The following is a 25957-nucleotide window of genomic DNA, read 5'->3' as shown; positions in this document are numbered from 1 at the left end:
GCCCGGGTTGCGGGATAGACCCGGGCTCCTTCCGGCAGGGCCGGACACATCAAGAGGACGAATCTGTGCACTTCCCCATCCGCAAGATGATGATCACTGTCGCCGCCACCTTGACCCTGGCCAACCAGGCTCAGGCGGATCAGACGGTGCATATCTACAACTGGTCGGACTACATCGGCGAGACCACCCTGGCGGATTTCCAGAAGGAAACCGGCATCAAGCCGGTGTATGACGTCTTCGACTCCAACGAGACCCTGGAAGGCAAGTTGCTGGCGGGCCACACCGGCTATGACGTCGTGGTGCCGTCCAACCATTTCCTCGGCAAGCAGATCAAGGCGGGCGCGTTCCAGAAACTCGACCGCAGCCAGCTGCCCAACTGGCAGAACCTGGACCCCAACCTGCTCAAGCAGCTCCAGCGCAACGACGCGGACAACCAGTACGCCGTCCCCTACCTGTGGGGCACCAACGGCATCGGCTACAACGTCGAGAAGGTCAAGGCCGTGCTGGGCGTCGACAGCATCGACTCCTGGGCGATGATCTTCGAGCCCGAGAACATCAAGAAGCTCAGCCAGTGCGGCGTGGCCTTCCTCGACTCGGCCGACGAGATGATCCCGGCCGTGCTCAACTACCTGGGCCTGGACCCCAACAGCACCAATCCCGACGACTACAAGAAAGCCGAGGAGAAGCTGCTGGCGGTACGCCCCTACGTCACCTATTTCCACTCTTCCAAGTACATCGGCGACCTGGCCAATGGCGACATCTGCGTCGCGGCCGGCTTCTCCGGTGACATCTTCCAGGCCGCCTCGCGCGCCGAGGAAGCCGGCAAGGGTATCCAGATCGCCTACGCGATTCCGAAAGAGGGCGGCAACCTCTGGTTCGACATGCTGGCCATCCCGGTCGACGCGGCGAACGCCAAGCAAGCCCATACCTTCATCAACTATCTGCTCGAGCCCAAGGTGATCGCCAAGGTCAGCGACTACGTTGGCTACGCGAACCCCAACCTCAAGGCTGGAGAGTTCATGGATCAGGAAGTACGCACCGACGAGTCCGTCTACCCGCCACAAGCGGTGCTGGACAAGCTCTACGTTTCGGCGGAGCTGCCGCCGAAGGTCCAGCGGCTGATGACCCGCAGCTGGACCAAGGTCAAGTCGGGCAAATGACGCAAGGCCGGTGGCGCCCGCCGTGTGGCGGGCCCGCCGGATCAACCAGGCGGAAGCAGGCAGGATGCCCAGCTCGCGCCCATGCTGTATTAACGCGCCCGTCCGCGGTGGTCGGGTAGCAAATTCTGGGAGTTGTGGTAATGGCAATAGCCTCCGGTGCCTACAAGAAAGCCCTCGAGGGCAACCAGCAACCCAAAGAGGTGCTGGTGAAAATCGACCGGGTGACCAAGAAGTTCGACGAGACGGTGGCCGTGGACAGCGTGTCCCTGGACATCAAGAAGGGTGAGATCTTCGCCCTGCTCGGCGGCTCCGGTTCGGGTAAATCAACCTTGCTGCGGATGCTCGCGGGCTTCGAGCGGCCGTCCGAGGGACGCATCTTCCTCGATGGCGTCGATATCACCGACATGCCCCCCTACGAGCGCCCGATCAACATGATGTTCCAGTCCTATGCGCTCTTCCCGCATATGACTGTTGCGCAGAACATCGCCTTCGGACTTAAACAAGACAGGCTGCCAGCCGCGGAAGTCGACGCGCGCGTCAACGAAATGCTCAAGCTGGTGCAGATGACCCAGTTCGCCAAGCGCAAGCCGCACCAGCTGTCCGGTGGCCAGCGCCAGCGCGTCGCCCTGGCTCGTTCCCTGGCCAAGCGTCCGAAGCTGCTGCTGCTCGACGAGCCCATGGGCGCCCTGGACAAGAAGCTGCGCTCGCAGATGCAGCTGGAACTGGTGGAGATCATCGAGCGCGTGGGTGTGACCTGCGTGATGGTGACCCACGACCAGGAAGAGGCCATGACCATGGCCCAGCGCATCGCCATCATGCACCTGGGCTGCATCGAGCAGATTGGCAGCCCGGTGGATATCTACGAGACCCCCATCAGTCGCCTGGTGTGCGAGTTCATCGGCAACGTCAACCTGTTCGACGGCGAAGTGGTGGAGGACGCCGAGGCCCACGCACTGATCGCCTGCCCGCAGCTCGAGCGTCCGATCTACGTCGGCCACGGTGTGACCACCTCGGTGCAGGACAAGCGCATCACCTATGCCCTGCGTCCCGAGAAGTTGCTGGTGACCAGCGAGCAACCCACCTGCGAATACAACTGGTCGCGCGGCAAGGTCCACGACATCGCCTACCTGGGCGGTCACTCGGTGTTCTACGTCAAGCTGCCGAACGGCACCGTCGTCCAGTCCTTCGTCGCCAATGCCGAGCGCCGTGGCGCCCGTCCGACCTGGGATGACGAAGTCTTCGTCTGGTGGGAAGACGACAGCGGAGTGGTGCTGCGGTCATGAGAATCCCCAACCTGAAAAACCTGATACCGACCGGCCGGCACCTCGTGATCGGGGTCCCGTTCTTCTGGCTGTTCCTGTTCTTCCTGCTGCCCTTCGCCATCGTGCTGAAGATCAGCTTCGCCGAAGCCGATGTGGCGATCCCGCCCTACACGGATATCTACACCTGGGCGGACAACCAGCTGCAACTCATCCTCAACCTGGGCAACTACCTGCTGCTCAACGAGGACGAACTGTACCTGGCGGCCTATTTCGGCTCGCTGAAGATCGCCTTCTTCAGCACCCTGATATGCCTGCTGATCGGCTACCCGATGGCCTATGCCATCGCCCGCGCCAGCAAGGAAGCCCAGACCGTGCTACTGCTGCTGATCATGATGCCGACCTGGACCGCGATCCTGATCCGCGTCTACGCCTGGATGGGCATCCTCAGCAACAACGGCCTGCTCAACAGTTTCCTGATGGGCATGGGGCTGATCGACGAACCGCTGCAGATCCTCAACACCAACCTGGCGGTGTACATCGGCGTCGTCTATTCGTACCTGCCGTTCATGATCCTGCCGCTCTACGCCAACCTCGTGAAGCATGACCTGAGCCTGCTGGAGGCTGCATCGGACCTCGGTTCGAGCAACTTCAACAACTTCTGGAAGATCACCGTGCCGCTCTCGAAGAACGGCATCATCGCCGGCTCCATGCTGGTGTTCATCCCGGTGGTGGGCGAGTTCGTGATCCCGGAACTGCTCGGCGGCCCGGAGACCCTGATGATCGGCAAGGTGCTCTGGCAGGAGTTCTTCAACAACCGCGACTGGCCGGTGGCGTCCGCCCTGGCGGTGGTGATGCTGGTGATCCTGCTCGTCCCGATCATCCTGTTCAACCGTAACCAGGCGAAAGAGCTGGAGGGCAAGGTATGAAGCGCTTCAGTTTCTCTTCCGTGATGCTATGGGTGGGTCTGCTGTTCATCTACCTGCCGATGCTCATCCTGGTCATCTACTCCTTCAACGCCTCCAAGCTGGTGACCGTCTGGGGCGGCTGGTCGGTGAAGTGGTACGTGGGCCTCCTGGACAACACCCAGCTGATGAACTCGGTGGGCCGTTCCCTGGAGATCGCCTGCTACACCGCGATCGCCGCGGTGGCCCTGGGCACCCTGGCCGCCTTCGTGCTGACCCGCATCCCGCGCTTCCGTGGCCGTACCGTGTTCGGCGGCATGGTCACCGCGCCGCTGGTCATGCCCGAGGTGATCACCGGTCTGTCGCTGCTGCTGCTCTTCGTGGCCATGGCCCAACTGATCGGCTGGCCCCAGGAGCGTGGCATCGTCACCATCTGGATCGCCCACACCACCTTCTGCTCGGCCTACGTGGCCATCGTGGTGTCGGCGCGCTTGCGCGAGCTGGACCTGTCCATCGAAGAGGCGGCCATGGACCTGGGCGCGCGGCCGTGGAAGGTGTTCCTGCTGATCACCATCCCGATGATCGCACCGTCGCTGGCAGCGGGCGGCATGATGTCCTTCGCCCTGTCCCTGGACGACCTGGTACTGGCCAGCTTCGTGTCCGGCCCCGGGTCCACCACCCTGCCGATGGAGGTCTTCTCCGCCGTGCGCCTGGGCGTGAAGCCGGAGATCAACGCTGTGGCCAGCCTGATCCTGCTGACTGTCTCGCTGTTCACCTTCTTCGCCTGGTTCTTCACCCGCCAGGCCGAGGAGCGCCGCAAGCGGGCCATCCAGCAGGCGATGGAAACCATGGCCGAGGAAGCCTCCGCCTCCAGCTGGAAGCCGACCTCCACCCAGGCCGCCTGATCCAGCGCTGCCAACGACAAAGGCCACCTTCGGGTGGCCTTTGTCGTTGGTGCTTTTCCGTAGGGTGGACCACGCTTCACTGGTCCACCAATCGCGGCACAGCCGGACGCCGAATGGTGGAAATGAAAAGCGATTTCCACCCTGCGCAGGTCGCCTCGCCGGTTATGTAGGGTGGACCACGCTCCACCAGTCCACCAATCGTTGCCCGGCCGAGCCGCGATGGTGGATAGAAGAGCGCTATCCACCCTACGGGACAGCCTCATTTCCGTTCAATTGCTCGCCTCAGTCAGCGGGCTTGAGCACCAGGGTTTCCCGGCTGTTGGCCTTCACCTCGTCCTCGTTGAAGTGCATCGGCAGGTACTCGCCCTTGATATAGGCCTCGGACTGGTCGGCGTAGTGGCGGTCGAAGGGCACACCACTCTGGCCGACCGGGTTGATGCCCAGGCCGTGGGCGCCATCGGCGAGGTCGATCAGGCGGCGCGTCGAGGGGCCGTAAACCACCTGCCAGGGCGCCGGGCCGACGCGGTGGGAGAGGTTGTTCGGCGTCTCGTGGCCGCCCGGTGCGGCGAATGGGCCGACGTTGAACAACCGGTCCAGCGGCTGCTGCTGGCCCAGCGGGTGGTTGTGGGTCAGGGTGTGCGCCGCTCCCCAGTTCCATTTCGCGCTGTCCTCGCCCAGGGTCTTGCGCAGGTGGGCGAGGCTCGCCTGCCACGCCGCCTTGACGATCTCGGCGCGGCCTTCGACGGGCGTCGTGCCGCGCTTGTCCCACCAGGGCGACTGCTCGTCCGCGGTCAGGCGCGGCAGGGCGACGTCGAGCACGCGGGTCTGCAGCAGGCTGTCGAAGAAGGCGTCGCCCAGTTCGTCCTGCATCGCCGCACGGGTCAGCTCATAGGCCAGCTGGTTGAACAGGGTCGCTGGGATGGAGTCCAGTTCGTGGTCGCCGTTCCAGTCCGCCAGCCGACCGACCAGCTGTTGCTCGTCCTTGCCGGTGGCCGCTGCCCGCAGCTCGTCGAGGATGGGGGCGAGCAGGCGCGGGGCGTAGCCGGTGCCGGGGTCCAGTTGCAGCGCCTGGCTGTTGTTCAGGTCCCATTTGACGCCGGGCTGGGCCAGCTTCTGGTCCAGGCGCTGGCCGCGGTCCGGCAGGTTGTAGTAGCCGGGAATGGCCACGCCCGTGGGCGACTGCGGCTGGTAGTTGGCGGAAACGATGTAGCCGCGCGCGGGGTTCTCTTCCTGCGGGTTGGCGCTGAATGGCAGGTAGCCAGGCTTGTCCGCCTCGCCCGTGCTGCCGTCGAGGATGAACCAGGGGTTCACCCCGTCGGGGCGCTGCGGCAGCCGGGCGGAGGCCCACCAGCCTATGTCGCCCCCGGCGTTGGCCCAGACGACGTTCAGCCCCGGCGCGTGGATCTTCTCGGCGGCGGCGCGGGCCTTGTCCAGGCTGTCGGCGCGGTTGAGCTGGTAGAAGGCGTCGAGGATGGGGTTCTCGGTTTCGAGGAAGGCCCACCACATGGCGATCGGCGTCTTGCCGGCGGCGGCGCCGAGGGCGTCATTGATGATCGGGCCGTGCTGCGAACGGCGCAGGGTCAGCTTCACCGGCTCGCCGTCCTTGACCTGGATGGTCTCCTCGCGGCTTTCCAGGTCCACCCACTTGCCCTGGTACCAGACCTGGCCGGGATTGTCCGGGTTGGTCTTCTCGGCGACCAGGTCGAGGTCGTCGTTCTGGAACATGGTCAGGCTCCAGGCGAACTGCTCGTTGTGCCCCAGCGACGCGACCGGGTTGAGCGCCTGGTGATGGCCGTAGAGGTTGAACCCGGGATAGCTCAGCTGCGCCTCGTACCAGACCGCGGGCACGGCGAAGCGGATGTGCGGGTCGCCGGCCAGCAGCGGTTTGCCGCTGGCGGTGCGGCTGCCGGAGACGGCCCAGGCATTGCTGCCTTCGAATTGTGGCAGGCCGGCCTCGACCAGGGCCTGCTGGCTGAGGTGGGCCAGGCGGTTGAGGTCCTGCCAGTCGGTGCTGGCCAACGGTTGGCCGACCACGCCTTCAGGATGCCAGTCGAGATCGAAGGCCTTCAGGTAGTCGGCGCCCAGTTCGTCGCGCACGTAGGTCAGCACCGGCTCGGTACGGAAGGCGGCGGCGAAGCTGTAGGCCATGTAGCCCACCACGGAGAGGGTGTCCTCGACCGTGAAGGGGCGTTTCTCGATGCCCAGCAGGTCGAACTCCACCGGCGCGGGCCGGCTGTCCTGGAACTGGTTCACGCCATCCAGGTAGGCCAGGAGGGCCTTGGCTGCCGGGCTGTCCCGGTCCAGCTTGCGTGCGTATTCGTCGGCGTGGGCGCGGATGCCCAGGGTGCGGAACAGGCGGTCGGTATCGACCAGGCGGGCGCCGAGAATTTCGGCGAGTTCGCCGCGGGCCAGGCGGCGCAGCATCTCCATCTGGAACAGACGGTCCTGGGCGTGGACGAAGCCGAGGGCGCGGTACATGTCCGTCTCGTTGGCGGCCTGGATATGCGGTACGCCGCGCTCGTCATAGCGCACCGTGACGCGCGCCGAGAGGTGCTCCAGGGCCAGTTTGCCGCTGCGTTGCGGCTTGCTGCTTTCGCTGTACCAGGTGGCGCCCGCGGCGGTAGCGGCGATGATGACGGCCAGGGCGGTCAGGGTGCGTTTCATGCACGGCTCTCCTTGTTGTAGTCGGCGCATTCTGCTCAAGAGCGGGCCGCCCAGGCATTGACCTGCGACGTGCGAGCTGGAAGTCTTCGGTCAATTCCGTGGAGCCCGCCATGTCCGATGTCCATCCCGACTCCGCACCCAGTGCGCCGCTGACCCATTCCGCCACCCTGCGCCGCCTGCTCTACGAGGCCCTGGCGGACCTCGGCCTGGACCCGGCGGAGATCTACCGCGGCGTCAATCAACACCGCCGCCTGCGCCCGCCGCCAGTGGACGGCCGCCTGCGCCACGATGATGCGCCACAGTTCTGGATGGCTGCCGAGGGCCTGACCGGCGACCCCGATATCGGCCTGCACCTGGGCGAGGTGATGAGGCCGCGCCTGCTCGACGTGGTGGGTTACCTGCTGCTGGCCAGCCGCGACCTGGGCGAAGCGCTGGCGAGTTTCCTGCGTTTCCAGCACATCCTTTCCGGTGGTTTCGTCGCCCAGCTGCAGGAGAACACCGGGCAGGCGCGGCTGGTGATCGACCTCAACTACCTGGGCTTCGCTTCCCTGCGCCAGCAGATGGAATGCTTGGCGCTGCTGCTGATCAAGCTGCTGGGGTCGATCACCGATGGCGAGTTCCGCCTGGACGGGGTGCAATTCCGCCATGCCCGGCCGGCGCGGGTGGTCGAACACAAGCGGCTGTTCGGCCTGCTGCCCGAGTTTGGCTGCGAGCACGATGTGCTGCTGTTCCCCGCGGCCTTGCTGAAACGCCCCTCGCGTACGGCCAATCCCGAGCTGCACCAGCTACTCTGGCGACACGCTGAGGAGCAGTTGGTCGCGCTGGAGGGCAACGACCTGCTCAACCGTCTGCGCTACCTGCTGGGCGTGCGCCTGGGCCAGGCGGACTGCTCGCTGGCCGCCTGCGGTGCCGAGCTGGGCCTCAGCGCCGGCGCGCTGCAGCGCGCCCTGGCCGAGCAGGGCAGCAACCTGCGGCGGGTGCGTGAAGCGCTGCAACAGGCGCGCGCCCTGGAGCTGCTGCGCGAGGGCCGGGCGGTGCGGGAGGTGGCCAAGGCCTGCGGTTTCGCCGAGCTGTCGCCCTTCTACCGCGCCTTCCGGCGCTGGTACGGCGCGCCGCCGGAGGCTTACCGGGCGCGCCTGAGCACGGGCTAGGAGGGCTCGCGCCAGGCGCAGAAACACCCGGCCGCCAGGGTGCTGCTGGCACTCACCGGGCGCTTGTCGATCAGGGCTTCGAGTATGGGTTCGATGAAGCTGTTGGCCGAATTGCACACCGCCCCTTCGCTGTAGGGGCCGAAATAGGCCAGGCGGCCGTCGCTATCCCAGATGCCGACGGCGGGGACCGCCGGCAGCTGCTCGGCGCCAGGCAGCTCGAGCAGCGGCTGCAAGGCTTCCAGGCCGGGCGGCAGCCGGCCCTTGCTGCCGGGCTTCTGTACCGCGTAGAAGGCCACGCCCTGGGGCGCGAAGCGCTGGATCAACTCGGCCAGGTGCTGCTGGTTGCCGGCGTTGCAGGGGCAGGCCGGGTCCCAGAAGTGCACCAGGCGTATCGGCCCCTGTCCGGCGAGGCTCGCCGGCAGGCGCAGGTGCTCGCCGGAGAAGACCGTGGCCTGGTCGTTGAAGGGACGGACGTAGCGCGTTTCGTACCAGCGCAAGGCCAGCAGGATGGCGCTGACGCAGGCCAGGAGGAAGAGGCTGGTCAACAGGGTCTTGAGTCGGGGTGCGCGCATGAAAAGGGGGCCTTTGCGAAGGCGCGTAGCTTGCCACGTTGCGCCGGGCAGCTGAATATCGGCAGCCGGCCAGGGACCCAGGCGGTCCTGTGGATATTCACGCTTCACCCAGGGAAAGCCCGATGCCAGACCACTTCCAGCCCGATCTCCTGCGCTCGCTGTTGCGACCCTTGGCCGCAGGCGCCCCCGACCTGAGGCTGGCGCAGAGTTATCGCGCGTTCTACCGGATGGACTTCTCCGCGCGCTACCCGGGTCTTTCGACCCGCCTGGGCTGCGTCGAGGCGGCTGGCCATACCTTGGCCACCCAGCTCTGGCTGCCGCCCGAGCCGCGCGCCAGCCTGGTGATGCTGCACGGCTACTACGACCACATGGGCCTCTATGGGCACCTGGTGGACTGGGCGTTGGGCATGGGCTTCGCGGTGATCGCCTGCGACCTGCCCGGCCACGGCCTATCCAGTGGCGCGCGGGCCAGCATCGGCGACTTCGCCGAGTACCAGGCCGCCCTCGAAGCCCTGCTGGGCGAGGCCGCGGCCCTGGAGCTGCCGCAGCCCTGGCACCTGGCCGGGCAGAGCACCGGTGGCGCCATCCTGCTGGACTACCTGCTGACCGGCACGCCGCGCCCGGGGCTGGGCGAAACCCTGCTTTTCGCGCCGCTGGTGCGACCGCGCGCCTGGGGCTGGTCGAAGTTCAGCTACCGGCTGCTGCGGCCCTTTGTCGAAGGCATTCCGCGGCGCTTCAGCGTCAACTCGAGCGACGCCGAGTTCATCGAGTTCGTCCAACACCATGACCCCCTGCAACCGCAGACCCTGCCCACCGCCTGGGTCGGTGCGCTGGCGCGCTGGGTGCCGCGCATCGAATCCGCGCCGCGCTGCAGCCGTCGGCCGCTGGTGATCCAGGGCGATGGCGACATGACGGTGGACTGGAAGCACAACCTCGGAGTGCTGGCCGACAAGTTCGATCGGCCCGAGGTGCTGATGCTGGATGGGGCCGGGCACCATCTGGTGAACGAGGTGCCGGCCTACAGGGAGCGGTTTTTCGGATTCCTGCGGGAAAGGCTGGGGTAATGCCCAGGCCGCGGAGAGGCGGAGTCGTTGCGCGACGGCTCAGAGGCCCTGCTGTGCGGACGCGTCCTGGCCCACTGCGAGGCCGGCGCGCACGGCGGCCAGGGCGGCCTGGTAATAGGCCTTGCCGTCAGCCGACTCGGCGAAGGTGACGAACTCTTCCAGCTCCGGATCGGACAGATCGCGATAGACATAGAGCAGGGTGTTGTCCAGGTCGTTGCCGATCTGCTCCATCAGGCGCTGACGCTGGCCGTCGATCATGCCCTGGGCCTGCCCGCCACCGAGCAGGCCGGGAAGCATCTGGCTCAGGCTGTCCGCGGCGACACCGGCCAGGGCCAGGCTGACTTCGGCACCGGCTTCGCGCGCCGGGATGGCCTGGGCGAGGTGGCGAATCAGCAGCCGGCGGGTGGCATCCGCTTCGATGCGCGGCAAGCCATTGGCGTGCTTCGCCAACTGGTCACGGCGGGTGGCCAGGGTTTCAGCGGCGATGATCTTGCGTCCCAGCGGCGACTGGAAGAACGTCAGGGCCGGGCGCGGGTCGTTGAGCTGGCCGCGCAGGGCGGTCTGGGCGCGCTGGTCGATGGCCTGGGGCTGGAAGCGACGATTGCTGTTCTCCACCAGCGCCTGGTAGACCGCCGGCGGCAGGGTCTGCTGGTAGCGCTGCTGGGCTGCCGTGAGGGCATCATTGAAATGCGCCCGCTGTTCCGGCCATCCGGCCGCCTGGTAAAGGCTGGCATGGTCGTCGGCCAGGGCCGGCAGGCCGAAGAGCAGGAGGGTGACGGCGAAGAGCAGGCGCATGGAGTCTCCTTGGTGATGCAGTCCGCTGTTCGTATCGGACCCACTCGGACGGCATCGGTTCGGCGGGGGAAAGCGGTGGCGGGCGGGCAGGGCGGGGTTGAGCGTGCGGCTATTCTCAGCGGACTCGGGCTTTATTGTCGAGGCTTCGGAAACGGCCTCAATTCATGTGGGAACAATCCTACGCACTGGTAGAATGCGCAGCATGAATGCCCCCGCCGATTTCCCACAACTTGCTCCGATCGTCGACGACCTGGCCAGCCAAGGCTGGTCCCATCAGCGCCTGGCCATGTCCGCCGAACTCACCGCCGCCCTGGCCGGGGAGTGCCGGGCTCGTGCCGCCGCCGGGAGCCTGGAGCCGGCCTCCGTGGGGCGTGGCGAGGGCCAGCAGATTCGTGAGGGGGTGCGTGGCGATAGTATCCACTGGCTGGAGCGCGGCCAGTCGGCCACCAGCGATGCCTACCTGGATCTGATGGACGAGCTGCGCCAGCGGCTCAACCGAGAACTCTTTCTGGGGCTGGAAGACTTCGAGTGCCACTTCGCCCTGTATCCCCCGGGTGCCTTCTACCAGAAGCACCTGGACCGCTTCCGCGACGACGATCGTCGTGCGGTGTCGGTGGTGGCCTACCTGAACGCCGACTGGCAGCCGGCGCAAGGCGGCGCCCTGCGCCTGTATCTGGAGCAAGGCGAACGAGACGTGCTGCCCGAGGGCGGCAGCCTGGTGGTGTTCCTGTCCGCCGAACTGCCCCACGAGGTACTGCCGGCCAGCCGCGAGCGCCTGTCCCTGACCGGCTGGTTCCGCCGCCGCGGTAGCGGTCCGCTCTGATCCGGCGGGCCTCAGTGGCCCCAGACCTTGAAGGTGCCGCGCAGGTCGGTGATATCGCGGATTTCCAGGCTGCCGATGCGGCTGTCGCCAATGTGCATGTCGGCGCCGACCCGCACGCGGATGCGTTGGGCTGGAATGCCGCTGCCCAGGAGCTGGTCGTTGATGGTGGTGAGGTCCGGCAGCTCCAGGCGTACCTGCTGGGTGCCGGAGGCGGATTTTGTCACGTCGAGCTTCAGGGTCGGCTGGTCGACGCCGAGTATCGGCACGGTCAGACCCAGTTGCGCCGGACCCAGGGCGAAGCTGCCGCCGCTGCCATTGGGGCAGTCGCCAGGCTTGCCGCAGCCATTGTCGATGCGGATGTTGCGCAGCGACAGGCTGCCGCCGTCGTCGTTCCAGCTCAGGCTGTCGATGCGAGCCATCACGTCCAGGCGCAGGTTGATCCCGGATTGGCCAGTGACCTGGCTCAGCGCCTGGTTATCCAGGGATTCCAGGGCGGCCTGGCCGGGACCGCTGAGCAGCGCGATGCAGCAGGCCAGGGCAAGGCGGAGGTCGATTGTTGTTATGGGCATGGCACGCTCCTGTGCGGTTGGCTCGCTGAGTCTGGAGCGTGGCGCGGGAGGCGGCCAGTGGCGCGCGGCGCTTCCCGCCTAAGGATGGGGGGGTGGCGGGCCGCGCCGCGAACGGCTTGGCAATTGCCGGCCTGCTGCCCTACCTTCGATCGGGGCGCGGTCGACGCCGGCGCCCGCCGTATTACCCGGGGTGACTGCTTGCGGCGCCCTGTGAGGAGATGAAGATGCAGAAGATCCTGGTCAGCCGTTGCCTCCTGGGGCAGCGGGTGCGTTACGACGGCGGCGCCCATGGACCGTTCGGCCTGCTGGAGCGCTGGCAGGCCGAAGGCCGTATCGTGCCGCTCTGTCCCGAGGTGGCTGGCGGCCTGCCGACGCCACGGGCGCCGGCGGAGATTTCCGGCGGCCGCGGCGCCGGCGTGCTGGATGGGGAGCTGCCGGTGCTCACCGACGACGGCGAGGATGTCACCGCCGAGTTCGTCGCCGGGGCGCGCATTGCCCTGGAGCTGGTGGCCGCCCACGGCATCCGCATCGCCCTGCTCAAGGCGCGCAGCCCGTCCTGCGGCAACCGCGAGAACTATGACGGCAGTTTCAGCGGCACCCGGGTTGCCGGCGAGGGCGTGACCGCGGCGGCCTTGCGCCGCGCGGGTGTCGAAGTGTTCAGTGAGGAAGAGCTGGCCGAGGCGGCGGCGCGCCTGGCCGAACTGGACGGCCTCTGAAGGGTCAGCGCGAGGCGGCCGCCGGCGGCTGACTGAGGTCCTTACCCAGCCATTGCTCGGAGAGGGCGCCCAGCTGGCCGTCGGTCCTGAGCTTGTCCAGGGCGCGGTTGAGGGTGTCGCGGAAGGCCGGGCTGCCTTGCTGGAAGGGAATCGCCATGGGCTGGGCGACGCCGTTATCGCCTTCGGCCTCGGCCAGAGGGAAGGCATAGGGTTCGCTGAACTCCAGCCCGTCCCGACCCTGGGCCGGCGCCGCGAACTGGTCCAGGGCGATGTCGTAGCGTCCGGCCTTGAGGCCGTCGAGCAGCTTGCCGTCCTCTTCCACCACAAATTCCGCATCGACATTCAGCGCCGCCGCCAGGGCCCGGCCCACCTCCACCTCGAAGCCAGTCAGCTTGCCGTCCGCGCGGTAGCTGTAGGGCGGGCTGTTGTCCGCCAGGGCGATGCGCAGGCTGCCGCGTTCCCAGATATCGTCGAGCAGTTCGGCCTGGGCCAGGGGGCTCAGCAGGGCGAACAGGGCGGGCAGGCAGTACAGCAAACGCATGGGGACTTCCTCGTTTCGTTATGGGTTCTTCGGCGGGCGCGGGTGAAACGTCTTGCTCGGACAGCAGATGAACCTATCTGGTTGCATAAGGTCTGGTGTCTGGCTCACAAAAACATGGAGAAGTGTCATGAGGACTTTGTCTTGCCTGAGCCTTGGCGCCCTGCTGCTCGGTGCCGCTTCCGCCACCCTGGCGGCCATTCCGCGTACCCCGGCGCCCGAAGGCGCGCAGGTGTACTTCATCGAACCGGCTGACGGCGCCACCGTCGGCCAGACCTTCACCATCAAGTTCGGCCTCAAGGGCATGGGTGTCGCGCCGGCTGGCGTCGATGCGCCCGCCACCGGCCACCACCACCTGCTGATCGACCAGGGCGAGCAGCCGGCGATGGACATGCCGCTGCCCATGACCGACGGCATCCGCCACTTCGGCAAGGGCCAGACGGAAACCCAGCTGACGCTGCCGCCCGGCAAGCACAGCCTGCAATTGCTGGTAGGCGATAGGAACCACGTGCCGCTGGATGCGCCGGTGATCTCGGAAAGGATCACGGTGATCGTCCAGTAAAGACGTGCGGAAAAGAAAAAGGGAGGCCGAGGCCTCCCTTTTTCATATCCAGCAGTTGCCTTCCAAGGGCTCGCGAGCTAGAGCGAGACAAGGCGAAACGCAGCGAAGCGGAATAACAGCCGAGGAGCGCGGAGTTTACGACTGTAAATGAGCACTCCGAGGCTGTTTCCAACGCAGTATCGCCGACGCGCAGCAGCCCTTGCTTAGAACAGTACGCGGCTGCGGATGGTGCCGTTCACGTGCTGCAGCTTCTCCAGCGCCAGGTCCGAGTACTCGGCGTCGACGTCGATTACGACGTAGCCGACCTTCTCGTCGGTTTGCAGGTACTGGCCGGAGATGTTGATGCCGTTGTCGGCGAACACCTTGTTGATCTCGCTCATCACGCCCGGCACGTTCTGGTGGATGTGCAGCAGGCGGTGCTTGCCCGGGTGGGACGGCAGCGCCACTTCGGGGAAGTTGACCGAGGACACCGAGGTGCCGTTGTCGCTGTACTTGACCAGCTTCTCGGCCACTTCCAGGCCGATGTTGGCCTGGGCCTCGGCGGTGGAACCGCCGATGTGCGGGGTCAGGATCACGCGATCCAGGCCACGCAGCGGGCTCTCGAACTCCTCGTCGTTGGACTTGGGCTCGACCGGGAACACGTCAATGGCAGCGCCGATCAGGTGTTCGTCCTTGATGGCTTCGGCCAGGGCGTCCAGCTTCACCACGGTGCCGCGTGCGGCGTTGATCAGGATGCCGCCCTTCTTGATCGCGCGGATTTCCTTCTCGCCCATCATCCACTGGGTGGACGGCAGCTCGGGCACGTGCAGGGAGACGATGTCGGACATGCCCAGCAGCTCGTGCAGGTTGCCCACCTGGGTGGCGTTGCCCAGCGGCAGCTTGGTCACGGTGTCATAGAAGAACACCTGCATGCCGAGGGCCTCGGCCAGTACCGACAGCTGGGTGCCGATAGAGCCGTAGCCGACGATACCGAGCTTCTTGCCGCGGATCTCGAAGGAGTTGGCTGCGGACTTGATCCAGCCGCCGCGGTGGCAGGAGGCGTTCTTCTCCGGAATGCCGCGCAGCAGCAGGATGGCCTCGGCCAGGACCAGCTCGGCTACCGAGCGGGTGTTGGAGTAGGGCGCGTTGAACACCGCGATGCCGCGTTCGCGGGCGGCGGCCAGGTTGACCTGGTTGGTGCCGATGCAGAAGCAGCCGACAGCGATGAGCTTCTTGGCGCAGTCGAACACCTCTTCGGTGAGCTGGGTGCGCGAGCGGATGCCGATGAAGTGGGCGTCGGCGATCTTTTCCTTCAGTTCGTCACCCGAGAGGGCGCCCTTGAGGTACTCGATGTTCGTGTAACCGGCGGCCTTCAGGGTGTCCACGGCGTTCTGGTGGACGCCTTCGAGGAGAAGGAACTTGATCTTGCTCTTTTCGAGAGAGGTCTTGCTCATCTGCGTACCTATGTATCCCGGTAAAAATGACAGAAGCGGGCCGTGGGGGAAGCGGGCTGCTACCCGGAAAATCGCCTGGAGAGCACGATTCGCGGGGTGCGTATGCTAGCATGAACTCCTTTTTCCTTGCTCGGTTGCGACCTGAATCGTTCTCAGGGCGACCATGAATGATTTGAGAGTTCCGCTGATGACCAACGCTGCCCTGATCGAAGAGCTGAAGACCCTGGTTGAACCCGGCAAGGTACTGACCGACGCCGCATCCCTGGAGGCCTACGGCAAGGACTGGACCAAGCATTTCGCCCCTGCGCCCAGCGCCATCGTCTTCCCCAAGAGCATCGAGCAGGTGCAGGCCATCGTCCGCTGGGCAAACCAGCACAAGGTGGCGCTGGTGCCCTCGGGCGGCCGCACCGGCCTTTCCGCCGCGGCCGTGGCGGCCAATGGCGAGGTGGTGGTCGCCTTCGACTACATGAACCAGATCCTCGAGTTCAACGAGTTCGACCGCACCGTCGTCTGCCAGCCGGGCGTAGTCACCGAGCAGCTGCAGAACTTCGCCGAGGACAAGGGCCTGTACTACCCGGTGGACTTCGCCTCCGCCGGCTCCAGCCAGATTGGCGGCAACATCGGCACCAATGCCGGCGGGATCAAGGTGATTCGCTACGGCATGACCCGTAACTGGGTCGCCGGCATCAAGGTGGTCACCGGCGCCGGCGACTTGCTGGAGCTGAACAAGGACCTGATCAAGAACGCCACTGGCTACGACCTGCGCCAGCTGTTCATTGGCGCGGAAGGCACCCTGGGCTTCGTGGTCGAGGCCACCATGCGCCTGGATCGCGCGCCGAAGAATCTCACCGCCATGGTCCTCGGCTCGCCCGACCTGGACTCCATCATGCCGGTGCTGCACGCCTTCCAGAGCATGCTGGATCTCACCGCCTTTGAATTCTTCTCCGACAAGGCCATGGCCAAGGTCCTGGCCCGTGGCGACGTGCCGGCGCCCTTCGAGACCGAGTGCCCCTTCTATGCATTGCTGGAGTTCGAAGCCGCCAGCGAGGAGATCGCCAACGACGCCCTGGCCACCTTCGAGCACTGCGTCGAGCAGGGCTGGGTGCTGGATGGCGTGATGAGCCAGAGCGAGCAGCAGCTGCAGAATCTCTGGAAGCTGCGCGAGTACATCTCCGAGACCATCTCCCACTGGACGCCGTACAAGAACGACATTTCGGTCACGGTTTCCAAGGTGCCGGCCTTCCTGCACGACATCGACGCCATCGTCGAAGCCAACTACCCGGACTTCGAAGTGGTCTGGTTTGGCCACATCGGCGACGGCAACCTGCACCTGAACATCCTCAAGCCGGAAAACCTGTCCAAGGACGAGTTTTTCGCCAAGTGCGCCACCGTGAACAAGTGGGTGTTCGAGACCGTCGAGAAGTACAACGGCTCCATCTCCGCCGAGCACGGCGTGGGCATGACCAAGCGCGACTACCTCGGCTACAGCCGTTCGGAGCCGGAGATCGCGGTGATGAAGGCGATCAAGGCAGTCTTCGATCCCAACGGCATCATGAACCCCGGGAAGATTTTCAACTGAGCAGGCCGGCGGTGGAGCTATCCACCGCCTGTTTCGCATGGAACCGTTCAGGAGTCGGTCAATGAGCTACCAGCACCAGTATGTCGATGGCACCCCGATCCATTTTTCCCTGGGCAAGGTGGTCTGCGTCGGCCGCAACTACGCCGAGCACGCCAAGGAGCTGAGCAACCCCGTGCCCACCGAGCCCCTGCTGTTCATCAAGCCGGGTTCCTGCGTGGTGCCGCTGGTCGGCGGTTTCAGCATTCCCCAGGATCGTGGCGCGGTGCACTACGAAGCGGAAATCGCCGTGCTGATCGGCAAGCCGCTGTCGCGCCATCCGGATGAAGAGGAAGTGCGCGATGCCATCTCCGGTTTTGCTCCCGCCCTGGACCTGACGCTGCGCGACGTGCAGGCGAAGCTGAAGGAGAAGGGGCTGCCCTGGGAAATCTCCAAGTCCTTCGACGGCGCCTGCGTGCTGGCGCCCTTCGTTCCGGGCGATGCGCCGGAACAGCTGGACGACGTCGGCATCCGTCTGACCATCAATGGCGAGGTGCGCCAGGACGGCAACAGCCGCGACATGCTCAACCCCATCCTGCCGCTGATCCAGCACATGGCCGGGCACTTCAGCCTGCAGCCGGGCGATGTCATCCTCACCGGCACCCCGGTGGGCGTCGGCCCGCTGAATGCGGGCGACGAGCTGGTGCTGGAACTGGTGGGCCACAGCGCCTTCGAAAGCCGGGTCATCTGATCCAGCCGACCAGCGGCGCGGCCTTTCACGGAACTTTCATGGCATTTTGCTATCTCTTGCCTGCTTCCTTCATCGAGTCATAGCTGATGCCATTCCGCCTCTTGCCGCTCATTCGCCGCCGCCGACTGCTGCTGGGACTGGCCGCCGTGCTCGCCGGTGCCACCGCGCTGACCCGCTACATGCACTGGGATGACCGCGCCCTGGTCTGGTTCGGCGAGCAACAGCTGAGCCAGGAGCAGCGCGCCGCCAGCATCTGGCTGCCGGGTTACAAGGCCGTCCTGCAGGGCAAGCCCCTGGCCGGTCTGGAAAACGACGAGACCTCCGACCTCGCCTACAACCCCGTCACTGGAACCCTGTTCACCGTGACCGGCAAGTCGCCGACCCTGGTGGAGCTGAGCCGCGACGGCGAGGTGCTGCGCAGAATTCCGCTGAAGGGGTTCTCCAACCCCGAAGGCGTGGCGGTACTGGAAGGCGGCCACGTGGCGGTGACCGACGAGCGCCGGCGGACCCTGTCGATCTTCGAACTGGACCCGGAAACCCGCGAGCTGAGCGCAGACAGCGTGCCCGAGTTCGACCTGGGCTTCCCCGACTCCGGCAACAAGGGCTTCGAAGGCATCGCCTGGGACCCGGTCCAGAGTCGCCTGCTGCTGGGCAAGGAGCGTGGCCCTACTGCCATGTTCAGCCTCGGCAGCGACGGCAACCAGGGCCTGGGCGCCGCCCTGCGCCCGCTGCCCAGCTACGGCCTGGGTATGCGCAACCTCTCGGCCCTCAGCATCGACCCGCGCACCGGGCATATCCTGGTGCTTTCGGCGCAATCCAACCTGCTGCTGGAGCTGGACGAACAGGGCCAGCCGGTCAGCTTCATCAGCCTGATGGGCGGCCTCAACGGCCTGGACCGCAACATCCCGCGCGCCGAAGGCGTGGCCATGGACGAGAGTGGCAATATCTACGTCGTCAGCGAGCCGAACCTGTTCTACGTGTTCCGCAAGGACCTGGTAGCCAGCGCCGACAACGGCTGAGATAGGGGCTCCGTAGGGCGAAGTGCGTCGCGGAAGGGACGGCTTCGCCGTTAAGCTTCGCTTAAGGCGCTTTTAAGCCTGGATTCAGCCAGCGGCCCTAGCCTGATCCCATCTTCACGACGAAACGGGATCATCACCATGAAAGCCAAATACCTCGCCCTGCTGGCCGCTCCGCTGTTCTCCACCGCCGTCCTGGCCAGCAGCTACACCGGCCCGGGCGCTACTGCCCAGATCAACACAGTCGCTGCCGCCCTCGAAGCCGCCGACGACGCCCAGGTGGTGCTGCAGGGCCAGATCGTCCGCCGCGTGAATGGCGATATCTACGAGTTCAAGGACGCCACCGGCACCATGAAGGTGGAAATCGACGATGAGGACTGGCCGCCGCAGACCATCGGCGAAAAGGACACCGTCAAGCTGACCGGCGACGTGGACCGCGACCTGATGGGCCGCGAGGTGGATGTGGAGTTCGTTGAGCGGGTGAATTGATTGATAACTCCCCTCTCCCGCTTGCGGGAGAGGGGCTGGGGGAGAGGGCCGGTCGATTGGATTGGCCGCGATGCTGAGATGGACTCTGTTCCCCTCTCCCCAGCCCTCTCCCTGAAGAGGAGAGGGAGCCAGTTTGTGCCCCCCAACCTCGCGCCTTACGCCACGCTCTCGAACCCCTGCAGCACATTGATCGCGTTGATGCCGATCTCCTCCACCGCGTAACCCCCCTCCATCACGAACAGCGTCTGCAGGCCGAGCTTGCCGATAATCTCGCCCATGCGCAGGTAGTCCGGGCTGTCCAGCTTGAACTGCGAGATGGGGTCCTCCTTGAAGGTATCCACCCCCAGCGACACCACCAGCGCGTCCGGGGCGTACTCGGCGATCTGCCGGCAGGCGTCGGCGAGCGCCAGGCTCCACACTGCCCAGTCGCTGCACTCGGCCAGCGGGTAGTTGAAGTTGAACCCGGCCCCGGCGCCCACGCCCTTTTCGTCGGCGAAGCCGAGGAAGTAGGGGTATTCGAAGCGCGGGTCGCCGTGGATCGAGGTGAAGAGCACGTCGGCGCGGTCGTAGAAGATGTCCTGGGTGCCGTTGCCGTGGTGGTAGTCCACGTCCAGCACCGCGATGCGTTTGGCGCCGGCGTCCAGCATGGCCTGCACGGCGATGGCCGCGTTGTTCAGGTAACAGTAGCCGCCCATGTAGTCGGCGGCGGCGTGGTGGCCCGGCGGGCGGCACAGGGAGAACACGCCACGGGCGCCCTTGCGCAGCTCGGCCTGGCCGGAGAGTGCGACGTTGGCCGAACTGGTGATGGCCTGCCAGGTGCCGGCGGTGATGGGCGCGCCGGCGTCGAAGGAGTAGTAGCCGAGGCGGCCGTCGATATCGGTGGGTTCCACCTGGCGCAGGCGCCGGGTCGGCCAGGCGATGGGCAGCATGTCGTGGCTGCGGCCCTTGGCCTGCCAGTCGCTCCAGGCGTGCTTCAGGAAGTTGACGAAGCCTTCGCTGTGCACCCGCAGGATAGGCGACAGGCCGAAGTCGGTGGGTGCCTGGATGGCGCCCAGCTTCACCGCCTTGGCGCGGTCCAGCACCATGTCGGCGCGGCTCGGTTTCTCGAAGCAGGGGGTGAACTGGCCACCGATCAGTTCGTGCTTGCCGTGGTGCAGGTGGTGGTCGTCGGTATAGATCGTCAGCATCAGCGTCTCCTTTCGGCTAGCGGGTCAGCGGGTTCATTCGTATTCGGAAAACTGCACCTGCGGCGCCTTGCGGCGGAAGCCGCCGGTCTGCACGGCGAGATAGGCCAGGCCCACGGCGAACCAGCCCAGGCCGATGGCCAGGGTCAGGGCCGACAGGCTGGTCCAGAGCCAGGCGATCAGGGCGAAGCCGATCAGCGGGACCAGGCCGTAGCGCAGCAGGTCGAAGGGTGTGTGCGGGCGGCCGTCGAACAGGTAGGTGCGGATCACCGCCAGGTTCACCGCGGAGAAGGCGACCAGGGCACCGAAGCTGATCATCGATGCCAGGGTGGCGAGGTCGATGACCACCGCCAGCAGCGACACCAGGGAGACGATCAGGATGGCGATGGTGGGCGTCTTGAAACGCCGGGACAGGGTGCCGAACAGGCGGCGCGGCAGGATGCCGTCGCGGCCCATGCTGTAGAGGATGCGCGACACCGAAGCCTGGGACGCCAGCGCCGAACCCGCCGCGCCGGCGACGTAGGTGGCGGTGAAGAAGGCGGCGAGGAACTGGCCGCCGACGGTCAGCATCACCTCGTTGGCTGCGGCATCCACGTCCTTGAAGCTGCTGCCGGGGAACACCAGTTGGGCGACCAGTGCCAGGACGAAGAACAACACGCCGGCGATGAGGGTGGTGATCACGATGGCGCGGGGGATGTCGCGCTTCGGATCGCGCGCCTCCTCGGCCAGAGTGGACACGGCGTCGAAACCGAGGAAGGACAGGCAGAGCACCGCGGCCCCGGCCATCAGCGGCACCAGGCCAGGCTGGCTGCCATCGCCGAGGAAGGGTGCGCTGAAGTCGATGGGCGCGCCGAGCAGGCTCTTGCCGGCCATGGCCAGGAACACCGCGACGAAGACCAACTGGGCGATGACGATCAGGTTGCTCATGCCCGACACCGAGCCGATGCCGAGGATGTTCAGCACCGTCACCAGCCCGATGGAGGCGACCACGAAGACCCAGGCCGGCACCTCGGGAAAGGCGATGTTGAGGAACAGGCCGATCACCAGGTAGTTGATCATCGGCAGGAAGAGGTAATCCAGCAGCAGCGACCAGCCGGCGAGAAAGCCGACACCGGGGCCGAAGCTCAGGCTGGTGTAGGAGTAGGCCGAACCGGCGATGGGGTAGCGGCGGACCATGAAGCTGTAGGACAGGGCGGTGAAGATCATCGCCAGCAGGGTGACCAGGTAGGCCGGGGCAGTGCGCCCGCCGGTCATCTCGGTGACCACGCCGTAGGTGGTGAAGATGGTCAGCGGCACCATGTAGACCAGGCCGAAGAACACCAGGGCGGGCAGTCCGAGTATCCGCCGCAGGGCCGTGCCCTGGGCGCTGTGGGTGTAGTCGTTGGGCAGGCAGGTGCTGATATCGAGGCTGGTGGAAGGGGTAGCCATTGTTCTTCTCTCCGGTTTACTGCGCGCCGCTGGGCGGCGCCTGGGTCGCGGTGCGAGCCATCCTTGCGCGTGCGATGCCGGGTCCGGTGCGCATCCGGCTGTGCGCGGGCAGTCAGTCAGGGTGGAGGCGGGGTGTCCGCTGGAAGGACGGAGGAAGAACGGTGTGAAGCGCAAGCGCACGGGACATCTTCATATCTCTCTAGCCATTGTTCTTGTTGGATCGGCACCCGTCTGTGGGGCGCCCGCTAGTTGCATGCGCTTCGATTCTGTCAGTGGAATACCGGGGGCAGAACCCCGCAAAGGGTCAAAAAGGGATCAAGATGGCCAACTTCAATGGCCGGTTGATGGGGTAGGGTGCGCCGTGCGCACCGTGATTTCCGCGCGATCCGGCTGGTGCGCGCGGCGCACCCTTCTGGGTCTGGTCGGCTTTGTGGATGTGGCGGGCGGCGTTCCGCTAGAGCGAAGCGAAACCCATCAGCGATGGTTAGATGGGTTTCGCAAGCTCCCTGATTATTTCTTCAGCTTGGTCCACACCTTGCTGCGCAGGTTCAGGGCCTTGGGCGAGCAGAGCTTGAAGGTCTTGAGGCGGCCCAGCTTGTCTTGCGGGGTGTTGATGGCCGGGTCGTCGAACAGCTCCTTCTCCATGAACTTGTCCGAGCCCTCGATGGCGTTGTTGTACTTGGCGAAGTTGGAGGCGGCGGCGATGTTCTCCGGCAGCATCATCCAGTTGATGAAGGCGTGGGCTTCCTTGACGTTCACCGCGTCCTTAGGGATCACCAGGTTATCGATGAAGACGTGGATGCCTTCCTTCGGATAGACGTAGACCAGGCTGTCGCGCTGGGCGTGGGCGCGGTGGAATGCGCCGTTCCACTGCTGGTGCATGGCCACTTCGCCGGCGGCCATGCGCTCGATGGTGCCATCGCTGTTGTACATGGCGAGCAGCGGTTTTTGCGCCAGCAGCAGGTCCTGGATCTTCTTCGCGTCCTTCGGGTCCTCGGTGCACTGGTCGATGGACAGGTAGTGGGACGCGGCGATGTACAGGTCTTCGATCGAGTTCAGCGCCACCACCTTGCCCTTCAGCTCGGCCGGCGGCGCGAAGAAGGGCTTCCAGCTCTCGTCCAGCTTGCCGCCGGGCACCTGCTTGCTGTCGTAGCTGTAGCCGGTGGTGCCCCAGAGGTAGGGCACGCTGTAGTCGTGGCCGGGGTCGAAGCCCAGGGTCTGGAAGTTGGGCTTGAGGTTCTTCAGGTTGGGCAGCTTGCTCTTGTCCAGCTTCTGCAACAGGCCGTCGCCGGCCATGATCTGGATGAAACTGTCCGACGGCACCACCACGTCATAGGCGCCACCGCCGGCCTTGAGCTTGGCCAGCAGGGTCTCGTTGCTGTCGTAGGCGTCCAGGGTGGCCTTGATGCCGGTGTCCTGCTCGAACTTCTTCAACAGCTCCGGCGGGTAGTAGTCCGACCAGTTGGCGAAATGCAGGGTGCCTGCAGCCTGGGCGGAACCGGCCAGGCCGGTGGCAAGCAGGATGGCAAGCGCGAGCGGTGTACGACGGGTCATGGTCAAGCTCCTTGCTGGTCGTGGCGGGTCAGCGCTTGCGCTGCCCGACGTAGTAGGACAATGCAACGAAGGCTATTGAAATCACGAGGATTATCGAGGAGATGGCGTTGATCTTCGGCGAAATGCCCATCCGTATCGAGCTGAAGATGTACACCGGCAGGGTGGTGGCGCCGGCCCCGGCGACGAAGTAGGTGATGACGAAGTCGTCCATCGAGATGATGAAGGCGAGCATGGCGCCGGACAGGATGCCGGGCGTCAGCAGCGGGAAGGTCACCTTCCAGAAGGCCTTCCAGGGGGAGGCATAGAGGTCGGCGGCGGCTTCGGCCAGACGCGGGTCCATGCCTTCCAGCCGGGCGCGGATCGGCAGGTAGGCGAAGGGGATGCAGAACACCACGTGGGCGATGAGGATGGTGAAGAGCGAGAGCTTCAGGCCGATGAAGGCGAAGAACATCAGGGTGGCCACCGCCGTGACGATCTCCGGCACCAGCAGCGGCAGGCCGAGCACCCCGTTCATCAGCGTCTGGCCACGAAAGGCGCGGCCGCGCATGCCGAGCGCCGCGAGGGTGGCCAGGGAGGTGGCGATCAGGGTGGCGAAGGTGGCGACTATCAGCGAGTTCTTCGCCGCGCGGACGATCTCCGGGTCGTTGGCCACCACCGCGTACCACTTGAGGCTGAAGCTCTCCCAGATGGTCGCCGACTGTCCGCCGTTGAAGCTCAGCGCCACCAGCACCAGGATCGGTACATAGAGGAAGGCGAAGAACAGCCAGGCGGTGGGGCGTACGCCGGTGAAGCGCCAGAGCGGGTTGTGCAGGTTCATGGGTGGCCCCCGGCGGTGGGCTGCTTGAAGCGCAGGCTGTAGAGGAGCATCGCCAGCAGCACGAAACCGAGCAGGGCGAAGGACAGCGCCGCGCCCAGCGGCCAGTTGTGCGAGGCGCCGAACTGCAGCTGGATAAGGTTGCCTATCATCAGCGCCTTACCGCCCCCCAGCAGCTCGGGGATGATGTAGTTGCCGAGCGAGGGGATGAACACCAGGATGGCGCCGGCCACTATGCCCGGCATGGCCAGCGGCACGATCACCCGGCGCAGGGCCTGGAAGCGGTTGGCGCCCAGGTCGAAGGCCGCTTCCACCAGGCGCCAGTCGAGTTTCTCCAGGCTGGTGTAGATGGGCAGCACCATGAAGGGCAGGAAGGTGTAGAGCAGGCCGATCACCACTGCCACATCCGTGTAGAGCAGGCCCAGCGCGCCGTCGGAGAGGCCGAACACGCCGAGGCCGCTGTCCACCAGGCCGCCGTTGCGCAGCAACAGAATCCAGGCGTAGACCCGCACCAGCAGGTTGGTCCAGAAGGGTACTGTGACCAGGAACAGCAGCAGGTTGCGTTTGCGCTCGCTTTGCAGCGCCAGGTAGAGCGCGGTGGGGAAGCCGATCAGCAGGCAGCCGAAGGTGGTCAGTACCGAGAGCCAGAAGGAACGCTGGAAGATCTGCAGGTAGTCGGTATTGAACACCAGGCTATCGTCCAGGTCGCGCTCGTAGAGGAAGTTGATGTAGGCCTCCAGCGAGTACTGGTCCCACTTCACGCCGCCGTAGTCGCCGGGTGCGAGCACCGAGACCAGGAACATGATCCCCAGCGGCAGCACCAGGAACACCAGCAGGGCGAGCATGGCCGGGCTGGTGAGCAGCAGGCGCCGGCGCAGCTGGCGGCGTTCAGCCTGGGCGCGCAGGGTGCTCATTCGGCCAGGACCCGGATGGCTTCGCTGGGCACCTGCACCCGCACCTTCTCGCCGGCGGCGTAGGCGTTCAGTGCGCCGTTGCGATTCTGCTGGCGCACGCGGAAGCCGCTCTGCCCGGCGATTGTGAGGTGGTAGACGGTGTCGGTGCCGACATAGACCACGTTCTCGACTTCGCCGGCGAGGTTGCCCTGCTCGTCGAGGCTGGTGCGTTCCGGGCGGATCGCCAAGGTGACGGCGCCGCGCCTGGGGCTGAAGGCGCTGAGCAGTTGGCCGTCGGGCAGCAGCACGCCACGCTCCAGGGCCTCGCCCTCGAGGAAGTTGGTCTCGCCGATGAAGTCCGCCACCGTGCGGTTCAGCGGCGCCTCGTAGATTTCCGTCGGCGTGCCGACCTGGAGGATGCGGCCACGGTTCATGACCGCGATGCGGTCGGACATCGTCAGGGCTTCTTCCTGGTCGTGGGTGACAAAGATGAAGGTGATGCCGGTCTCGTGCTGCAGGCGCTTGAGTTCGATCTGCATGTCCTTGCGCAGCTTCTGGTCGAGCGCCGAGAGGGATTCGTCGAGCAGCAGCACCTTGGGCTGGTTGGCCAGGGCGCGGGCCAGGGCGATGCGCTGTTGCTGGCCGCCGGAGAGCTGGTCGGCGCGGCGCCGGCCGACGTCCGGCAGCTTCACCAGCTCCAGCATGCGCTGCACCGTGCGCTCGATCTCGTCGCGGGCCAGGCCGCGCATTTCCAGGCCGAAGGCGATGTTCTGCGCCACCGTCATATGGGGGAACAGGGCGTAGCTCTGGAACACGGTGTTGACCGGCCTGCGGAACGGCGGCAGGCCCTGCATGGGCTCGCCATAGAGGCGGATGGCCCCCGAGCTGGGCTGCTCGAAGCCGGCGATGAGCCGCAACAGGGTGGTCTTGCCACAGCCGGACGGGCCGAGGAGGGTGAAGAACTCGTTGGCGCGGATTTCCAGGGAAACATCGTCGAGGGCCTTCACGCCCTGCCCCGGATCACCGAACTCCATGCAAACACGGTCGACACTGATCGCGCTGGTCATGCTGATCACAAGCTCTAAGGATTTGTTTTTATTGGGCTTTTATTTTTCTGCTGGTGAAGCGGCCCTTGTTTATCCCGATTCTGTCAGCAG

The 25957-nt window shown here is 65.8% G+C and carries 25 protein-coding genes; 13 read left to right on the top strand and 12 right to left on the bottom strand.

Annotated features, from left to right (window positions below; translation table 11 throughout):
• Window positions 1–86: 86 nt before the first annotated feature.
• From E8F12_RS04860 to E8F12_RS04845, 4 genes are all read left to right on the top strand, one after another.
• Window positions 87–1160 carry a polyamine ABC transporter substrate-binding protein gene (locus E8F12_RS04860; protein ID WP_280324176.1) on the top strand — a complete coding sequence of 358 codons (1074 nt, stop codon included), beginning with the start codon at window positions 87–89 and terminating at the stop codon, window positions 1158–1160.
• A 140-nt stretch (window positions 1161–1300) separates the two neighbouring features.
• Window positions 1301–2443, top strand: coding sequence for a polyamine ABC transporter ATP-binding protein (gene potA / locus E8F12_RS04855; RefSeq protein WP_280324156.1), 1143 nt, complete (start codon window positions 1301–1303; stop codon window positions 2441–2443).
• A 23-nt stretch (window positions 2444–2466) separates the two neighbouring features.
• On the top strand, window positions 2467–3348 hold the full coding sequence (locus E8F12_RS04850; protein WP_280324175.1) for an ABC transporter permease subunit: 882 nt from the start codon (window positions 2467–2469) through the stop codon (window positions 3346–3348).
• Window positions 3345–4229, top strand: coding sequence for an ABC transporter permease subunit (locus E8F12_RS04845; RefSeq protein ID WP_280324155.1), 885 nt, complete (start codon window positions 3345–3347; stop codon window positions 4227–4229). The genes E8F12_RS04850 and E8F12_RS04845 overlap by 4 nt, the downstream gene beginning before the upstream one ends.
• 282 nt (window positions 4230–4511) lie before the next feature.
• On the opposite strand, the gene E8F12_RS04840 is transcribed toward E8F12_RS04845, so the two are convergent.
• Entirely contained in the window at window positions 4512–6893 is a 2382-nt protein-coding gene (locus E8F12_RS04840) for a penicillin acylase family protein (RefSeq protein ID WP_280324154.1), read from the bottom strand.
• Window positions 6894–7003: 110 nt separating this feature from the next.
• Between E8F12_RS04840 and E8F12_RS04835 the strand changes: the two genes are divergently transcribed.
• A complete protein-coding gene (locus E8F12_RS04835; protein WP_280324153.1) occupies window positions 7004–8044 on the top strand; it encodes an AraC family transcriptional regulator in 1041 nt (346 codons plus the stop codon).
• Here E8F12_RS04835 and E8F12_RS04830 read toward each other — a convergent pair.
• Entirely contained in the window at window positions 8041–8616 is a 576-nt protein-coding gene (locus E8F12_RS04830) for a DUF6436 domain-containing protein (RefSeq protein ID WP_280324152.1), read from the bottom strand. The two genes, E8F12_RS04835 and E8F12_RS04830, sit on opposite strands and share 4 nt — an antisense overlap.
• Window positions 8617–8738: 122 nt before the next feature.
• Here E8F12_RS04830 and E8F12_RS04825 point away from each other — a divergent pair, with 122 nt between their 5' ends.
• On the top strand, window positions 8739–9680 hold the full coding sequence (locus E8F12_RS04825) for an alpha/beta hydrolase (RefSeq protein ID WP_280324151.1): 942 nt from the start codon (window positions 8739–8741) through the stop codon (window positions 9678–9680).
• Between the two features lie 39 nt (window positions 9681–9719).
• Here the strand turns inward: E8F12_RS04825 and E8F12_RS04820 are convergent, their stop codons facing one another.
• The gene (locus E8F12_RS04820) at window positions 9720–10475 is read right to left on the bottom strand and encodes a hypothetical protein (protein WP_280324150.1); all 756 of its coding nucleotides are present in this window, start codon (window positions 10473–10475) and stop codon (window positions 9720–9722) included.
• A 193-nt stretch (window positions 10476–10668) separates the two neighbouring features.
• Between E8F12_RS04820 and E8F12_RS04815 the strand changes: the two genes are divergently transcribed.
• Window positions 10669–11298, top strand: a complete 630-nt coding sequence (locus E8F12_RS04815; protein WP_280324149.1) for a 2OG-Fe(II) oxygenase — start codon at window positions 10669–10671, stop codon at window positions 11296–11298.
• A gap of 11 nt (window positions 11299–11309) precedes the next feature.
• Here the strand turns inward: E8F12_RS04815 and E8F12_RS04810 are convergent, their stop codons facing one another.
• Complete coding sequence (locus E8F12_RS04810; protein ID WP_280324148.1) at window positions 11310–11867, bottom strand: DUF6160 family protein; 558 nt, start codon at window positions 11865–11867, stop codon at window positions 11310–11312.
• 224 nt (window positions 11868–12091) lie between these two features.
• Between E8F12_RS04810 and E8F12_RS04805 the strand changes: the two genes are divergently transcribed.
• Window positions 12092–12583: a DUF523 domain-containing protein gene (locus E8F12_RS04805; protein WP_280324147.1), complete on the top strand. Its 492-nt coding sequence runs from the start codon at window positions 12092–12094 to the stop codon at window positions 12581–12583.
• 4 nt (window positions 12584–12587) lie between these two features.
• Here the strand turns inward: E8F12_RS04805 and E8F12_RS04800 are convergent, their stop codons facing one another.
• Entirely contained in the window at window positions 12588–13124 is a 537-nt protein-coding gene (locus E8F12_RS04800) for a transporter substrate-binding domain-containing protein (protein WP_280324146.1), read from the bottom strand.
• A gap of 127 nt (window positions 13125–13251) precedes the next feature.
• Here E8F12_RS04800 and E8F12_RS04795 point away from each other — a divergent pair, with 127 nt between their 5' ends.
• Window positions 13252–13683, top strand: coding sequence for a DUF4399 domain-containing protein (locus E8F12_RS04795; protein ID WP_280324145.1), 432 nt, complete (start codon window positions 13252–13254; stop codon window positions 13681–13683).
• A gap of 203 nt (window positions 13684–13886) precedes the next feature.
• On the opposite strand, the gene serA is transcribed toward E8F12_RS04795, so the two are convergent.
• Window positions 13887–15116: a phosphoglycerate dehydrogenase gene (serA, locus tag E8F12_RS04790; protein WP_280289445.1), complete on the bottom strand. Its 1230-nt coding sequence runs from the start codon at window positions 15114–15116 to the stop codon at window positions 13887–13889.
• Between the two features lie 187 nt (window positions 15117–15303).
• On the opposite strand from serA, the gene E8F12_RS04785 reads away from it, so the two are divergent.
• The 4 genes from E8F12_RS04785 (at window position 15304) to E8F12_RS04770 (ending at window position 18927) form a co-directional block, all read left to right on the top strand.
• Window positions 15304–16695: an FAD-binding oxidoreductase gene (locus E8F12_RS04785; protein ID WP_280324144.1), complete on the top strand. Its 1392-nt coding sequence runs from the start codon at window positions 15304–15306 to the stop codon at window positions 16693–16695.
• A gap of 61 nt (window positions 16696–16756) precedes the next feature.
• Entirely contained in the window at window positions 16757–17422 is a 666-nt protein-coding gene (locus E8F12_RS04780) for a fumarylacetoacetate hydrolase family protein (protein ID WP_280324143.1), read from the top strand.
• An 86-nt stretch (window positions 17423–17508) separates the two neighbouring features.
• Window positions 17509–18441 carry an SdiA-regulated domain-containing protein gene (locus tag E8F12_RS04775; RefSeq protein ID WP_280324142.1) on the top strand — a complete coding sequence of 311 codons (933 nt, stop codon included), beginning with the start codon at window positions 17509–17511 and terminating at the stop codon, window positions 18439–18441.
• A 138-nt stretch (window positions 18442–18579) separates the two neighbouring features.
• The gene (locus E8F12_RS04770) at window positions 18580–18927 is read left to right on the top strand and encodes a NirD/YgiW/YdeI family stress tolerance protein (RefSeq protein ID WP_280324141.1); all 348 of its coding nucleotides are present in this window, start codon (window positions 18580–18582) and stop codon (window positions 18925–18927) included.
• 155 nt (window positions 18928–19082) lie between these two features.
• On the opposite strand, the gene E8F12_RS04765 is transcribed toward E8F12_RS04770, so the two are convergent.
• From E8F12_RS04765 to E8F12_RS04740, 6 genes are all read right to left on the bottom strand, one after another.
• The gene (locus E8F12_RS04765) at window positions 19083–20114 is read right to left on the bottom strand and encodes a histone deacetylase family protein (RefSeq protein ID WP_280324140.1); all 1032 of its coding nucleotides are present in this window, start codon (window positions 20112–20114) and stop codon (window positions 19083–19085) included.
• 33 nt (window positions 20115–20147) lie between these two features.
• Window positions 20148–21539: an APC family permease gene (locus E8F12_RS04760; protein ID WP_280324139.1), complete on the bottom strand. Its 1392-nt coding sequence runs from the start codon at window positions 21537–21539 to the stop codon at window positions 20148–20150.
• Between the two features lie 510 nt (window positions 21540–22049).
• Window positions 22050–23093 carry an extracellular solute-binding protein gene (locus E8F12_RS04755; RefSeq protein WP_280324138.1) on the bottom strand — a complete coding sequence of 348 codons (1044 nt, stop codon included), beginning with the start codon at window positions 23091–23093 and terminating at the stop codon, window positions 22050–22052.
• Window positions 23094–23121: 28 nt separating this feature from the next.
• Complete coding sequence (locus E8F12_RS04750; RefSeq protein ID WP_280324137.1) at window positions 23122–23910, bottom strand: ABC transporter permease; 789 nt, start codon at window positions 23908–23910, stop codon at window positions 23122–23124.
• Entirely contained in the window at window positions 23907–24821 is a 915-nt protein-coding gene (locus tag E8F12_RS04745; protein ID WP_280324136.1) for an ABC transporter permease, read from the bottom strand. The genes E8F12_RS04750 and E8F12_RS04745 overlap by 4 nt, the downstream gene beginning before the upstream one ends.
• The gene (locus E8F12_RS04740) at window positions 24818–25867 is read right to left on the bottom strand and encodes an ABC transporter ATP-binding protein (protein WP_280324135.1); all 1050 of its coding nucleotides are present in this window, start codon (window positions 25865–25867) and stop codon (window positions 24818–24820) included. The genes E8F12_RS04745 and E8F12_RS04740 overlap by 4 nt, the downstream gene beginning before the upstream one ends.
• Between the last annotated feature and the right edge of the window lie 90 nt (window positions 25868–25957).

Source organism: Pseudomonas sp. BN102 (genome assembly GCF_029871245.1).
Taxonomy (GTDB): Bacteria; Pseudomonadota; Gammaproteobacteria; order Pseudomonadales; family Pseudomonadaceae; genus Metapseudomonas.
The sequence above is the reverse complement of the archived record's forward strand: the minus strand, read 5'-3'. Positions and strand labels throughout refer to the sequence as shown.